We start from the raw sequence: 13461 nt of genomic DNA, 5'->3' as shown, positions 1-13461 counted from the left end.
CTGATGGAGCAGGGGGCAGAAGATGTACCGGTCATTTATCTCCACGAGATAAAGCGGCAGTACATGCAGGGCGAAGTGCCCTTGACCATCCTTGACGGCGCAAAGCTCGCGCTGTGGCCGGGACAGTCGGTGGCGCTGGTGGCACCATCAGGCTCGGGCAAGTCGACGCTGCTGCACATCGCGGGCCTCCTGGAGACGCCTGACGCCGGCGAAGTCTACGTCTCGGGCTCGCCGACCTCGCAACTGCCCGACATCGAGCGCACCCAGATCAGACGCACCGAGATCGGCTTCGTCTACCAGTCGCACCGGCTGCTACCGGAGTTCACCGCGCTCGAGAACGTCATGATGCCGCAGATGATCCGCGGCCTGAAGCGCTCCGAGAGCGTCAAGCGCGCCAAGGAGATATTGTCCTATCTCGGCCTCGAGGACCGCATTACCCACCGCCCGGCCGAGCTATCGGGCGGCGAGCAGCAGCGCGTGGCGATCGCGCGTGCGGTGGCAAATGCGCCGCGGGTGCTGTTTGCGGACGAGCCGACTGGCAACCTCGATCCCGTCACCGCGGACCACGTCTTCCAGGCGCTGATGCAGCTCGTGAAGGCGACGCAAGTCTCGATGCTGATCGCGACCCACAACATGGAGCTCGCCGGCCGCATGGACCGCCGTGTCTCGCTGGCGAACGGCCAGGTCGTCGAGCTCGAATAGGCCGTCCGACCGAAGCATCTAAACAACCCCATGCACAGTAGCCGGCGCCTTTTGGCTGTTGTCCCGGCGGTGGTCGCGAACCATCTGACAGGTCGAGCCAATCCGCCGCGACGGCGCACGCTTTCCCGACGATTGCCTGCATACGAAGACCGCTCAATTGGCCAGGTCGAGCCTCATGAACTGGTTATGCGGGCTGGCCTGATAATCGGCGAACGGTTCACAGGATACAAAGCCGGCGCTGCGGTAGAGCGAGATGGCAGGCGCATGCAGCGCTGCTGTTCCCGTCTCCAGGCTGACATGCGCATATCCACGTTTGCGGGCTTCGGTGATGATATGGTGGAGAATGGCGCGTCCGACACCGGTGCCCCGCGCAGCGGATGCAGCGCGCATCGACTTTACTTCGCCATGCGTGTCATCGAGTTGCTTCAAGGCACCGAATCCAAGCAGCACTTGGCCCTGCCAAGCGGTCCAGAACGTTACGGTCGCAGCCGAAAGACCGCTCGCGTCGAGCGCTTGCGCATGCTCGCCCATGACACTTTGCAACTCTTCCAAATGATGTGCCAACAAGGAGGCCACATATGGTGCCGTCGGATCGTCCTGCCTGATTTCCACTTCACCCTCTCGTGTGTTTGCGCAGCGACTTAACTCGGAATTCTGAGCCCATCAATTGTCGTAAGTGCATCAATGGATCGCAACACGCTCTGCATGATGACCAACAAGCAGACGCGACGGCTCATTAATACATGCAACGCACCGTCAAAAACACCGCAGTTGGTGGATTGTCCTGCCTTAGCTTTCGAGTGCGCGACCGGCGCGCGGCCAATCTTCAGCGCTATGGCGACGGCCGATGGACCACCCATGCCTTCGGCCTTCAGCTTCCGAATTTTCTCAGGATCAATGCTGGCTTTGCGTCCCTTGTAGACGCCGCGCGCCTTTGCATCAGTGATCCCTTCGAGTTGCGCTCACGCCGTAGGTTGTCCACCCGTTCAAGAGCACGGCAAGACATCTTGCTGCGAATGAGGCCACCGGAAGAATCCAAACTTTGTTTCTGACGCATATATTCGCGTTATCGGACACTAGGTCGTGTACCCATAAACCCGGCGGCGTGATGCGACGAAAGCAATGTCCGCTTTGCCCCTATAGCGACCAAGTTCGTGCGACAGCGCAATATGTCGCGATGGGCCAATTTCTGCCTTAAGCAGGCGCGGCAAGACATGCCAGCGCATGCTCTGCGGGGTTAACGCTGCGCCGGCGAGCCAGAAAGTCCTTGACGCAACAGAACACCATGGATTTGGATCGGTCGGAAGACCTTGATTGGATGGACGGAGCCGACCCGTGGGATTTTTGCTGCGAATTATGCTCGCCACCGCTCTCGTGAACCTTGCGCCAGCCGTCGCCCAGGCGCCGAAGCAAGCCGTCGCTTCTCCTGCCTTGCAGAAGGAATTCGACGGCTTCATCGAGAAGTTTCGCGCGGCGCTGAAGGCAAACGATTCCGCCGCCGTCGCCGGTATGACACTATTGCCGTTCATGAACGACAGCGCAATTCGCGACGCCGCGCAATTTCGCGCCAAGACCTATTCGACCTTCTTCACGGCAAAAAATCGCGCGTGTATCCAGCGCGCCAAGGCCGTCTACGATCGCGATCAAGAGAAGAATGACTATTACTCCGTCTTCTGCGGCCAGGACATGTTCGTCTTTACCAAGACGCCGGCGGGATTCCTTTTTACGGACATCGGCGCGAATGACTGATCAGGCAACAATGCTGTCCACGACCGCCCTCGTATGATCGGTCGCCTCGCCCAGCGACGTATTGGACACAGCAACCTGGGCGATGGGCCGCACTCATCAACGGAAAGACTCGCCGCGAGCACAACGCGTCGGCTCGGCCCCCCATTAACGGACATGCAAACGGACAGCGGCGACTTCCCTTCGGGTCATTTTCGACGGTTTTGGCAGAGATTGCGGGTGGGTTGATGTGCGCTCCCGTCCTTAAGCGGCGCCGTACCCGGGTCGGGCCAGGATCGTTGCGTTTGGCTGGACTGCCGTGATTCAAACTCCCGAACTGGGGCTCGAATCATGCGCTACGAACTCGCTGACTATGAATGGACAGCGATCACGCCGATGCTGCCGAACAAGCCGCGTGGCGTTCCTCGCGTGAACGACAGACGGGTCCTGAATGGCATCTTCTGGGTCCTCCGATCAGGAGCACCCTGGCGTGATCTGCCGACGGCGTTTGGCCCATACACCACTTGCTACAACCGTTTCGTCAGGTGGCGGCGGGCCGGTGTTTGGGGCCGCATCATAGAAGCGCTTGCCACTGCCCAGGATGCCGCTGTCCAGATGATCGACACCTCCATTGTCCGCCTGCATCAGCATGGAGCCTGCATCACCAGGAACCATCGCCAATCGATGGGAGTCCCGCGGCGGCTTGACGAGCAAAATCCATGCGGTGGTCGATGGCAATGGTCTGCCGGTACGGCTGGCGCTGAGCCCCGGTGAGGCCCATGATGTTCGACTTGCCGGAAAACTGCTGTCTCGTCTGAAATCCGGGTCAATGCTGCTTGCCGATCGTGGCATGACGCGGACTGGATCAGGGAGCTTGCCAAGGGCGCGTGGGCCAACATCCCGCCGAAAAGCAACCGCAGCGATCCGATCTGCTTCAGCCCCTATCTCTACCGCCCGCGCAACCGAGTCGAGCGGTTCTTTAACAGGATCAAGCAATGCCGTCGGGTGGCGACGCGCTATGACAGGCTTGCTGCCAACTACCTTGCCTTCGTTCAACTCGCGTCAATCAGGCTGTGGCTGCGCCTTAATGAGTCCGCGTCCTAGATACTTGCGAAGGAATATTGCGCCGTCGCGACTCCTCCCGGCATGCAACTGCTTAACCATCCGTTAACCATAACTTGGTCATGATACTACTCGTGTGTATCTGTTCGCGACGAGCTTGAACTGCATGGCGCAGCGTAGTTCCAGAGCGCCGGTTGGTGGGGATGAGGACGTCCTGAGCTTTCCCTCACCGCTGGCACCAGACAAGGGAGCAACAGCCCTCGATCTGGTATTTCAGGCGGCCGATGTCTTCCGCGGTATGGAGGAGCGCGCCCGCGAGACCGAAGCCCGTGCCCAGTCGCTTTGCACGAGCGCCCTGGAAAGATTGCGGCTTGCGGAAACGCGAGCGGAGGCCGCCGAGCGGGCACAGCGTGAACTCATCATCACTGCCGAACGTAAGTTGCAACATGCGTGCCGAGCCCTGGAACAAGCCCAGTCCTGTATTGAAGCTCAGAAGGACAAGTTGACGGCCGCGGAGCTTCGTGCCGAAGTTGCCGAAGCCGAAACGCGACAAGCCAGGGAAGCGCTCGCGCTCGTTGAAGAGGCCATTCGCAAGCGTCTGCTTTGCGCAAACCCGCATGCCGATGGCAGATTGGCAGCGGTAGCCTGATCGATTGCGACTACAATGACTCACTGGGTGCTACCGCGCGGGCAGGCGCGGCACGGGCGCACGCACCCTGCTGTGAGCGTGGCTGTAGCCGCCTCCTTTAGCATTCGAAATCGGGTGCGGCGGGGTTCGACCCAAGTAGGGTCCGGTGCAGCCTGAGAGGCTCATTTTACGTACGGGACCACACGCCGCGTGACCCGCGCGCGCCAATTTCAAATGACAGAGCCAAATGGTAACCAACTATTAACCATGTTGGGCTATCTGGAGAATTGGGCATTCGGGGTGCGTGCGCTGGCTTGCGGGCCAGCCGGTAGCGTAGGCGTGGACCCATGGCCCTTGACCCGGAAGAACTCGTCACCCTGACAGATCACGGCTCGATGAAACTGCGCGCGGCAGTATTGCGCGCGATGATGTTGCTACCCAAGGAGCGCAAGCGGACGACAATCGTCCGCGAGGGGGAACCGGAGATCCTGAATTTCGAGCAGATCAAGAACCTTGCGGCGCGGTGGAACGAACGGCTCGCGCCAATCGACTGACTAGTTTCGTTGTTCTGGTGTCAATCGGGCCGCGCGTCCCCAAGAGGCGGCCCCGTCATTCATTAGCAAGGAAAATCCCATGCCAAATCTGGAAGAGGCAATTCGCGAGCGCGCCTACCACCTCTGGGTCGCCGATGGTCAACCCGACGGAAAAGCGGAAGTCCATTGGATGCATGCTCAATACGAAATTCTCGCGACGTTAGTCGCGAGCCCCGCCGTGGCAGACTTTGCAGTGACAAAACCCGCGAAAAAGCGCGGTCCCCGAAAAAGCAAAACTTGCGCTGACTAGGACGCGGACTCATTGAGGCGCAGCCATAGCCTGATTGACGCGAGTTGAACGAAGGCAAGGTAGTTGGCAGCAAGCCTGTCATAGCGCGTCGCCACCCGACGGCATTGCTTGATCCTGTTAAAGAACCGCTCGACCTGGTTGCGCGCGCGGTAGAGATAGGGGCTGAAGCAGATCGGATCGCTGCGATTGCTTTTCGGCGGGACCAGCCCTCAATCTCTGCCAAATGCGTCGAAAATGACCCTGAGCGGAAGTCGAGACCACCACCATCTCGGGCCGCCGGACACCTGATGTTCGAGCAACGCAAGCTCCCGCCAATTTCATCAGCTGTCAGTGTGCCTTATTGTGCGAGTACGCCGCGTTGCTCCCTTGGTCCCGGATTGAGAACCGCGCCGTTGACTTTGCCGGCTGCGTCTCTGACGAAGGCGATCCGCGTGTGATCGCCACTCTCGACCTGGAATTCATCCTTTGAGCGAACCGCCACCGATGTCGGCTGGCCCTTGTCGAAATCAAGGATCGACCAGCCGCCTATTGCTGTAACGACGAGCTTGCCGTCCGCGACACGGATCCGAAGCTGGATGCTGCGAAAGGGGACCGCCTCCCGGGCAAAGGCAACAACAAGCGGATCGTGCTGCCCCTGCCGGGTGATTTTGAACTTGATCGTGGCGTTGACCGGGCCTGAAATCCGGCCAAATACAGCTTCCAGGGTCAGGCCATCGATCGATGCGTCGTCGATGGAAGTGATGAGGTCTCCCGCCATCACGCCGGCCCTCGCGGCGGGACCTCCGTCGGCCGGTTTGATCACCCTCGGGCCACGGGTCTCCGCAACGATGGACTCAAGACCGGTCCAGCCGTTACCGTCGGCGACCGAGGTCTGCCGGTCCAGCGAACTCGCGGACCCGCCGAAAATGTACCGTCCGACGTAGTCGGTAAGCGTGCCAGAGTTCAATGGCCCCACCGCGGGCGGCGCGGGAGCTTCGGGGACCTTCAACGCCGCATACGGCAGACGGCGGACCGCGTTGAAATAGAAGCCGTTTTCACTGTACTGGCCCCGCTGCATCATCATCACCAGGATCAGCTTCTGAACCGGGTCGACCGAGAAAAACGTGCCCCAGCTGCCCTGCCAGTTGAAGCTGCCGACCGCGCCCGGGATCATACTGAAATCCGGGTTGGTGCGAATGGCGAAGCCGAGCCCCCACCCGGTCCCATAAGCCGGACCCGCTTCATAGCCAGCGAGGTGGATGTCGGGCGGCAGCGAATTTGTCATCATCAGCCGGACCGTTTCCGGTTTCAGAATGCGCGCACCGTCAAGCTCGCCGCCGTTCTCGCGCGAATTCCGCATCGTCGGCGTCTATCCCGTCCACCCCTTCCGCGCGACGTTTTCCGAGAAGACGGAATAAGCACCCGATCAAGCCTGCCCGAACTGCGCGACCACGCCCGACCATAGTCGCCAGATTTCGGGGGACTTTTCATCGACGGCGGTTTGCACCATGACCAGCTTCGAGGGCGGATCAACAAGGATACGCTGCCCGAGATGGCCCAGCATTGCGAATTGCCGTCGGCTTCCGGGAAACAGATAGAACTGATAGCCGTAGCCGAACCCTCCCTCGGCCTTTGCCAGATAGCCATCGGAAGCGCGCACCGTGGTTGCATCGACCATCCATTGCGCCGGGATGATCTGTTTGCCTTCCCATGCTCCGTCGTGGGCGAGCAGGCGGGCGAGCCGGGCATAGTCGCGCAACACGGCGTTGAAGAAGCCGTGCGCTACTTCATAGCCTTCCGCGTCGATCAGCCATTTGGCATCGGCTTCCGTGCCGATCGGCTGCCACACCTTTTCCTGGAGATAGTCGGAGAGTGATTTGCCCGTTGCGTAACGCAGCACCAGACCAAGCACATCCGTTTCGATGCTGGCGTAGCGGAATTGCGTACCCGGCGGCGCGATCCGCCGATTGAATTGCGCGATGCTGGCAACGGTGCCTTTGTTGGAAACCCAGTGCTTGCGCACCATGTCGACCCACAAGCGATCGAGGTCGCGGCCGCTGCCGTTGCCTTCGTCGGCCTGCTCGCCGAACTCCACGCCCGACGACATGTGCAGCAGCGCGCGGAGCGGCGTCGCGCCATATTCGGTGCCTTTCAAGCCAGGCACATAGGTCTCCGCGGTATCGTCGATAGATTTAATCGCGCCTTCCGAGATCGCGATACCGACCAGCATGCCCGTAATCGGTTTTGCCATCGACTGCGATATCAGCCGGTCTCGATCGGTGCGGCCGTATTGATAGTGCTCGACCAGAATCCGGTCGTCCTTTGCGATCAGCAGACCCGTCACCGGATTGCGCGACAGATAATCCGCAAGCGAAGAGTGGCTTCCCTTGTACTGGTAGCTGACATCCGCCTGCGTTCGCTTGAACGGCCAGGCCGTGGCTGCGCGATTGACCAAGCGCGTTGGAAAAATCTCGTCGTAGTGACTGAATGCCCCGACGCGGTATTTTGGCGAAGCCGGATTGCCGGGCTGGTAAACGCGCCAGCGATCCTTCACCGGATAGTCCTCGGTGGCGCCGTAAAGCTCTGCATCGGGACCACCAGCGGAAAAGACCGGACCACCCCCACTCTCGGCAGCCCAGCTCCACCTGACCGACGCAGCAACACAACTCGCCGCAAGTCCGGTCAGAGCCGAGCGGCGCGAGAGTGCGTTCCCGGCGTCGGCGAAAGGCAATAAAGTGGTAAACCGCTGATATAGCATAGGGAGGCCCGTCGTCGCAGCTCATTGCGCGGAAGGATCCCCATCAGTCTGTCAAATGTTTTCGATCCCTTCTCGCCGATTCCCGCAGGTTGGCTGGCCGATTTCTCAACGACTGGCCGATTCTTCAATCGGTCGTGCCACGGGCTGCATTTCCCGCCATTGAGAGACGTCGGAATTCGGTTGGGGTCAAATTGGTCGCCGCCTTGAAGGCGCGGTTGAACGGCCCGATCGACTGGAAACCTGTGTCCATGGCAATTGTCAGCACCGGGACTTCTACTTGTTCAGGGTCGACCAGCGCTGCCTTGGCTTCCCCGATCCGGTAATGATTGAGGAACGCGTTGAAATTGCGATAACCGAGGCCCTCGTTGATAACTTGCCGCAGCCGGTACTCCGGCACGCCAAGCTCGACGGATAGCATTTTGATGGTCAACCCCTCACGCCGGTAGATGCGCTCGACGGTCATGAGCTGTTCCAACCGGCGCAGGAGAGCCGGTTCAATCGTCGCGTCAGACGCCTTGGTTGGCGCGCTGGAGGGGACGTTTGCTGCGGGCAGCAGGATCGAACCTTTCCGCGTCCCCGCCTCCAGCAGATTCCATGTGCTCAAACCAACTAACACGAACAGAACGAAGGCGTTGGCGACGCTCGTCATGGAAAAAGTGGGATGCGAGGGCTGCTGCAGGAAGCTCAAGTAAGAGTTGAGAACGATTTGGGCCGACGCGCCGATCAGGACGACCAGCCGGAGCCCACGCCGGCCTTGCACAAGGTCCGCCGGCCAAGTGACAAGCGTCTGCGCCACCGCCAACAGGGCCAGGCCGAGAACGGTAAACGACAGCGTGCGTTCGATCGCAAGCTCGAGCGCGGCCGATCTTGTGACTCCGCTGGCGTCCAGCCATTGTGCGATGGCGACGGCCGCCCACAAGACGCCATGCCAAGGCCGTGGTACGAAATCGTCATCGAAGGCAGCACGCGCCCATAGCCAGAACACGACACCGTTCGCGCTGGACAACGCCAGTAGCAACAGGCCCCACCACGCAAATGGCCGCGGGAACGTGGGCGCCGAGCAGACCATCGAAGCCGCGGCGCCGATTGCGAGCGCGGCGCCCAGCAGTGCGGCCGTGCTATCGCGGCGATCGCGTAGCGCCATGGATGCGATCAGCAGGCACAATGCTATGACGGCGCCTCGTAACCCGAGGTCAATCGACATCAAACCGCTGGTGCCCACTATCGGAAATACTCCAAATGCCATTATTGAGCCGCGTAGGTTCGCTCATACGCCCTGGGCGCAACTGATGTCGAGTCGTCAGATAATCTCGAGGCGGCTACAAACTGAAAGAGCCGGCTCAGAAGTTGATGTCCGAAAGCCAGCTCGCAATGGCCACTTCCGGTTTTTAGTCGGATCACGCCGCCGGGTTTATGGGTACACGGCCAAGTTCAGCGCGAGGACGTTCGCCGTTCGCAATTCGGTCGGCGGGGCTGCCGGTTGTCATTAGAAAACACATCCGACGATGCGGGAATTGGCAGCCTCGCTAACCCAAATTTCTTCGAGAAACAGACAACAACACCTGGACTATTTGTTGGGTCGGCAGTTCAATTGGCGTTGGTTGATCGAGCCGGTTTCTCGCACCATCCAGAGCCGAGAGCGACGAGCGCCGACGTGACCAGAGCCTATGGCAACCAGTGTCCGACGGGACCAGTGTCCGTAAGGCCAGCGTCAAAGAGGCCAGGGTCCAGAAGGCCAGCGTAAAGCGAGCATCGACCCTGCAAGCAGCCCGCCAAGTCTGCTCGCAGCCAAACTTGGCAAGACACGGCAAGGCCTTTGCCAACGAAGAGCCATCGAGGCTTTTGGGACCATCGGTCGCTCCGATGGTCCCTTTTCATTGTCGTGCCATTTCATTGTCGTGCCATTGCCGCGAGACATCGGGCGGCTGTTGCTTACGCGTTCACCCAGCAATCGAGCGAGGAACGCTATTTGATCGTCGCGTGCACAGTAATGACCGAGGTGCCAGATGCCGTCGGCCCGAGTCCTGTTGCTTTGATGGCGAACGTATCGCCTCCCTTGTACCTTGCCTTCGCCTTGTATTCGTAGGTGCTTGGATTGATCTTTTTCAACTTGCCATATGTCGGCTTCTGGAAAATTTCGGAACTACTCACCGTACCGCGCATCGGGATCGGAAACAGGCAACTCCCCCCTGATGCGACGCTAATGTCGCCAGTTGAATTTTCGCCCCAATCCGCCAATCCAACCAACTTTGGACACTCAGGAGCGGCAAGCGCTGGAGACACCGACATTGAGCTTGTTGCTCCAACGATGAGCGCGGAACCAACAACTATGGACAACCGCATTGTAGACTTCCTCATTTCTGTGCAAACACTGTCCGGTCCTTTATCGTCGCCGAAGCGACCGATGTCTTGGAGGGTCTGTTCCCGTAATTGCCCGATACCAGGCGGCGTCCGATTGAACGCGTGCTCTGTCAGCGGCAAGATCGGATTGCCCCTGATGGAGCTGGCCTAGGGCGAGGTAGCAATCGGTGCGTGCCGGTCCGCGAGGTATCGTGGCGCAGTCGACCTGCGCGCTCGCGGCAGCAGGAAAACTGGCCAGCAATGCTACGACGGCGCTCGCGGTCAGATGTGTCATGCCACCTCCAGATCGGATTGCGGCGTTCGGCCCGCGCCGCGGCGCTGCCTATAATTTTCGTTGTGGGCGACGATCCCATCAAACGCGGCTTCGTACAAAGTTTCAACCGGCCAAATGGCAATATGACTGGTCTGAGTCTGCTTACCAAGGCACGGCGCCTAGGCGAACCGACGCGATTGCGCAGCGCAAATTGAGCGCCGCTCCCTATTTTGCTCGTCGCCATTTGCTGCTTTGATGGCCTGATCTGATTGCGAAAATTGGCGTGGCCCCGAGCCATAGAAGCAAGTTCATGAGCGATGCAACTTCACAAACGGTCTATTTCTATGATCGTCATCCCATCTCGTGCGAAATCATCCTTGCGAAACTACGCGCAAGCCGTGGCCATCTCGACGGCTTGCGTCCTGAAGAGCTATTTCCCCATGACCAGGATCATTATGGCGGCCTCGCCGCTACAGATGAATTGGCGCGAGGAGCGCAGGTCAGCAATGGATCGCGCGTAGCCGATTTCTGTGCGGGACTTGGCGGCACGGTGCGCTATTTGGCTCACAAATATGGAGCCGACGTCACCGGTATCGAATTGACGCCAGCGCGCGTCTCGGGCGCACAGGAGCTGACCAGACGAGTTGGCCTTCGCGGTGCTGCGCGGATTGTCGAGGGCAACGTGATGGACGTGCCGCTTCCTGACGCGAGCATCGACGCAGTCGTCAGCCAGGAAGCATTTTGCCACGTTCCTGATGTGAAGAAAGCGGCGGCCGAAGCTTTTCGTGTTCTGAGGACAGATGGCCGATTGGCATTCACGGATTGGATAGCTAACCAGCCGCTTACCGCCACCGATGCGCAATTGATGTGGGAAGGAATGGCCATTCAGCCTCTTCGGTCGATCCCCGAATATCGCAGTCTGCTCGAAAGCGTTGGCTTTAGAGTGATTTCGACAAAGGATTTGACGGAAGAATGGGGACCAATTCTCAGGGAACGACTGGCAATGTATCAACGGCTGCGTGAAGAAGCCCGACAGGCCGGCACCCCAACGGGGCACGATGCATTCCACGAGTCCTACATCCGATTTGTTGACCTCGTTCAAGAGCGCAAGATGGGCGGCGTCAGGATGGTGGCCATAAAGTAGCGACCGCGTGCCGACGGTCCCACGGTGGGCGCTGCATTTCGAGCGCACCAGCTTTCAGGCCAATGACGATCCGGCGTTGAAGCGCGTGATCTACACGCCGGTGCAGGGTGTCGATGCAGCAGGGCACGCATCCGCGAGCTTCCTTGCGCGGACAAAAATGAAGGCCGGGAGGCGGTAAAGCCGTTCATATCCCCTGGGGTCTTGTACCTTCAGCGCTTCGCCAGGGGTCGGCTCGCTGATCCGCTCGATGACGAAGCCCGCTGCTGCCAACGGCTCGGTGAGATCCCGCAGCGGCCTTCGATAGTAGCGCATCTTCTGACCGAGCCAGCCCCACTCTTCCTCGATCAGCTCCGCATGCAGATAGCCGGGATCAAGGAGGCTCGCCTGGTGGATGGGGTGATGCGTCGAGAACACCAGCATCCCACCGGGCCTGAGCAGGCGCGACCATTCCCGGAATGTCTCCGACAGGTCCGCAAGGTAGTGAAGCACGAGCGAGGACAGAATGAGATCGAACGTTGCGCCGGGCAGCACCTCTTGCAGATTGCTCACATCGCCGTGCACCACGCGCGCACGCCCGCTCAATCGCTCGCCGGCAAGTCTGACCATGGCGAGGCTGCAGTCGACAGCGATGACGCGCGCTCCATGGCACGCCAACCAATCTGCGTACCAGCCCGGCCCGCAGCCGGCGTCAAGAACATCCTTGCCGGCGACATCGGGCAGAAGGGCGAGCGTTGCCGGGCGCTCATAGAGCGCGTTCCACGGCCGTTCGTCGATCCCGGCCGCGTAGCGCGAAGCGATCTGGTCGTAGTCTGTTGGGACGGTCATCGGAGATGTCGCTCCTTGGCTGCGCTTGTACACGCTAGAGCGTTTTCCGTTCCGATAGAATCGGAACGGAAACTCTCGAGCGCGGGCTCAATTGCGGCGAGAATGGGGGAGGGAAATGCATGGACACATCAGCAGCTCTGTGCGCAGCGCGCGCGAGGGCTGCGTCATCCACATCGAGCGTGCGCAAGCACGAAGTTTTGAATGATTTTGGCGTCGAAATGCAGCTCTCGCTGATGTCGCAGGGCCTTTCGAACTCAGTGTTGCGCTGTGGTGACAGCAATTCCGTCGATCGCTGTTAAGAGGTGCGCACTGGCCTGGGGGCCTTACGACCAAGAAACTGGAACGGGATACAAATGAAGAAGAATTTGTTGCTGGTCACTGCAAGCCTCGTCGCGCTCAGCGCGGCTGCGCCGGCTGTGGCCGCTGACCTCGCAGCGCGCCCTTACACGAAGGCGCCGGCGATGGTCGCTGCGATCTATGACTGGAGCGGCTTCTACATCGGCATCAACGGCGGCGGTGGCTCGGCCCACACGACTTGGGACTTCGTCGGTACGGGCTCGGAAGGTTCGCACAATGCGACCGGCGGCACCGTCGGCGGCCAGGTCGGTTATCGCTGGCAGTCGGGTCAGTTCGTGTTCGGCGTTGAAGGCCAGGGCAACTGGGCCGACTTCTCCGGTAGCAACGCCAGCGCACTGTTCGCAACCCGCAACCGCACCAAGATCGACTCGTTCGGCCTGATCACCGGCCAGGTCGGTTATGCCTGGAACAACGTGCTCGCCTATGTGAAGGGCGGTGCTGCTGTGGTCGGCGACAAGTACGAAGTCTCGACCGCGGCCGGTGCGCTGCTCGCCTCGACCAGCCAGACTCGCTGGGGTGGCACGATCGGTGCCGGCCTCGAAATCGGCTTTGCGCCGAACTGGTCGGTTGGCGTCGAGTACAACCACATCTTCCTGGCTGACAAGGACGTGACCTTCGCGGGCCTCGCCGGCACTGAGCGGATCCGTCAGGACGTCGACATGGGCCTGGTTCGCCTGAACTACAAGTTCGGCGGCCCGATCATCGCGAAGTACTGATCCAAGGAATCGACTGCTCAAAGCGAGTGGTCACCAAGCCCCGGCTTCGGCCGGGGCTTTTTTTGTTTGTGAGATCAGCGAGTTAACCATCGCATTCGAAGCGCGGCG

Annotated in this window: 13 protein-coding genes and 3 pseudogenes; 8 read left to right on the top strand and 8 right to left on the bottom strand. The window is 60.2% G+C overall.

What is annotated here, in order from left to right; genetic code table 11:
- Positions 1–3 precede the first annotated feature (3 nt).
- Positions 4–702: an ABC transporter ATP-binding protein gene (locus KUF59_RS24930; RefSeq protein ID WP_212460827.1), complete on the top strand. Its 699-nt coding sequence runs from the start codon at positions 4–6 to the stop codon at positions 700–702.
- A gap of 153 nt (positions 703–855) precedes the next feature.
- Here the strand turns inward: KUF59_RS24930 and KUF59_RS24925 are convergent, their stop codons facing one another.
- Both KUF59_RS24925 and KUF59_RS24920 read right to left on the bottom strand, forming a co-directional pair.
- Positions 856–1314, bottom strand: a complete 459-nt coding sequence (locus tag KUF59_RS24925; RefSeq protein ID WP_212460826.1) for a GNAT family N-acetyltransferase — start codon at positions 1312–1314, stop codon at positions 856–858.
- Positions 1315–1508: 194 nt separating this feature from the next.
- Positions 1509–1661, bottom strand: a pseudogene (locus KUF59_RS24920) (recombinase family protein); the annotation flags it as partial.
- A 376-nt stretch (positions 1662–2037) separates the two neighbouring features.
- On the opposite strand from KUF59_RS24920, the gene KUF59_RS24915 reads away from it, so the two are divergent.
- The 5 genes and pseudogenes from KUF59_RS24915 (at position 2038) to KUF59_RS24895 (ending at position 4960) form a co-directional block, all read left to right on the top strand.
- The gene (locus KUF59_RS24915) at positions 2038–2451 is read left to right on the top strand and encodes a hypothetical protein (RefSeq protein WP_258767212.1); all 414 of its coding nucleotides are present in this window, start codon (positions 2038–2040) and stop codon (positions 2449–2451) included.
- A 327-nt stretch (positions 2452–2778) separates the two neighbouring features.
- Positions 2779–3531 (top strand): annotated as a pseudogene (locus KUF59_RS24910) (IS5 family transposase).
- 94 nt (positions 3532–3625) lie between these two features.
- On the top strand, positions 3626–4138 hold the full coding sequence (locus KUF59_RS24905) for a nucleotide exchange factor GrpE (protein WP_258767211.1): 513 nt from the start codon (positions 3626–3628) through the stop codon (positions 4136–4138).
- A gap of 326 nt (positions 4139–4464) precedes the next feature.
- The gene (locus KUF59_RS24900) at positions 4465–4671 is read left to right on the top strand and encodes a hypothetical protein (protein WP_212460824.1); all 207 of its coding nucleotides are present in this window, start codon (positions 4465–4467) and stop codon (positions 4669–4671) included.
- A gap of 79 nt (positions 4672–4750) precedes the next feature.
- Positions 4751–4960: a DUF2934 domain-containing protein gene (locus tag KUF59_RS24895; RefSeq protein ID WP_212460823.1), complete on the top strand. Its 210-nt coding sequence runs from the start codon at positions 4751–4753 to the stop codon at positions 4958–4960.
- Here KUF59_RS24895 and KUF59_RS24890 read toward each other — a convergent pair.
- The 5 genes and pseudogenes from KUF59_RS24890 to KUF59_RS24870 form a co-directional block, all read right to left on the bottom strand.
- Positions 4957–5163 (bottom strand): annotated as a pseudogene (locus KUF59_RS24890) (transposase); the annotation flags it as partial. The gene KUF59_RS24895 and the pseudogene KUF59_RS24890 sit on opposite strands and share 4 nt — an antisense overlap.
- 134 nt (positions 5164–5297) lie before the next feature.
- Complete coding sequence (locus KUF59_RS24885; RefSeq protein ID WP_312015523.1) at positions 5298–6017, bottom strand: S41 family peptidase; 720 nt, start codon at positions 6015–6017, stop codon at positions 5298–5300.
- 348 nt (positions 6018–6365) lie between these two features.
- Entirely contained in the window at positions 6366–7493 is a 1128-nt protein-coding gene (locus tag KUF59_RS24880; RefSeq protein ID WP_258767210.1) for a serine hydrolase domain-containing protein, read from the bottom strand.
- Positions 7494–7821: 328 nt separating this feature from the next.
- A complete protein-coding gene (locus tag KUF59_RS24875) occupies positions 7822–8901 on the bottom strand; it encodes an AraC family transcriptional regulator (protein ID WP_249140603.1) in 1080 nt (359 codons plus the stop codon).
- Positions 8902–9662: 761 nt separating this feature from the next.
- Positions 9663–10040, bottom strand: coding sequence for a hypothetical protein (locus KUF59_RS24870; protein ID WP_249140602.1), 378 nt, complete (start codon positions 10038–10040; stop codon positions 9663–9665).
- A 581-nt stretch (positions 10041–10621) separates the two neighbouring features.
- Between KUF59_RS24870 and KUF59_RS24865 the strand changes: the two genes are divergently transcribed.
- On the top strand, positions 10622–11455 hold the full coding sequence (locus KUF59_RS24865) for a class I SAM-dependent methyltransferase (protein ID WP_212460819.1): 834 nt from the start codon (positions 10622–10624) through the stop codon (positions 11453–11455).
- Between the two features lie 90 nt (positions 11456–11545).
- Here KUF59_RS24865 and KUF59_RS24860 read toward each other — a convergent pair whose 3' ends face one another.
- The gene (locus tag KUF59_RS24860; RefSeq protein WP_212460818.1) at positions 11546–12280 is read right to left on the bottom strand and encodes a class I SAM-dependent methyltransferase; all 735 of its coding nucleotides are present in this window, start codon (positions 12278–12280) and stop codon (positions 11546–11548) included.
- 353 nt (positions 12281–12633) lie between these two features.
- On the opposite strand from KUF59_RS24860, the gene KUF59_RS24855 reads away from it, so the two are divergent.
- A complete protein-coding gene (locus tag KUF59_RS24855) occupies positions 12634–13353 on the top strand; it encodes an outer membrane protein (protein WP_212460817.1) in 720 nt (239 codons plus the stop codon).
- The last annotated feature ends 108 nt before the right edge of the window (positions 13354–13461 follow it).

The organism is Bradyrhizobium arachidis, from assembly GCF_024758505.1.
Classification (GTDB): Bacteria; Pseudomonadota; Alphaproteobacteria; order Rhizobiales; family Xanthobacteraceae; genus Bradyrhizobium; species Bradyrhizobium manausense_C.
Note: the sequence above shows the minus strand (reverse complement) of the source record. Positions and strands in the feature narration are given on the sequence as shown.

Coding starts and splice junctions, on each gene's coding strand:
- KUF59_RS24930 (WP_212460827.1), top strand. CDS start 4: ATGGAGCAGGGGGCAGAAGATGTACCGGTCATTTATCTCCACGAGATA.
- KUF59_RS24900 (WP_212460824.1), top strand. CDS start 4,465: ATGGCCCTTGACCCGGAAGAACTCGTCACCCTGACAGATCACGGCTCG.
- KUF59_RS24895 (WP_212460823.1), top strand. CDS start 4,751: ATGCCAAATCTGGAAGAGGCAATTCGCGAGCGCGCCTACCACCTCTGG.
- KUF59_RS24885 (WP_312015523.1), bottom strand. CDS start 6,017: ATGCAGCGGGGCCAGTACAGTGAAAACGGCTTCTATTTCAACGCGGTC.
- KUF59_RS24875 (WP_249140603.1), bottom strand. CDS start 8,901: ATGTCGATTGACCTCGGGTTACGAGGCGCCGTCATAGCATTGTGCCTG.
- KUF59_RS24870 (WP_249140602.1), bottom strand. CDS start 10,040: ATGCGGTTGTCCATAGTTGTTGGTTCCGCGCTCATCGTTGGAGCAACA.
- KUF59_RS24865 (WP_212460819.1), top strand. CDS start 10,622: ATGAGCGATGCAACTTCACAAACGGTCTATTTCTATGATCGTCATCCC.
- KUF59_RS24860 (WP_212460818.1), bottom strand. CDS start 12,280: ATGACCGTCCCAACAGACTACGACCAGATCGCTTCGCGCTACGCGGCC.
- KUF59_RS24855 (WP_212460817.1), top strand. CDS start 12,634: ATGAAGAAGAATTTGTTGCTGGTCACTGCAAGCCTCGTCGCGCTCAGC.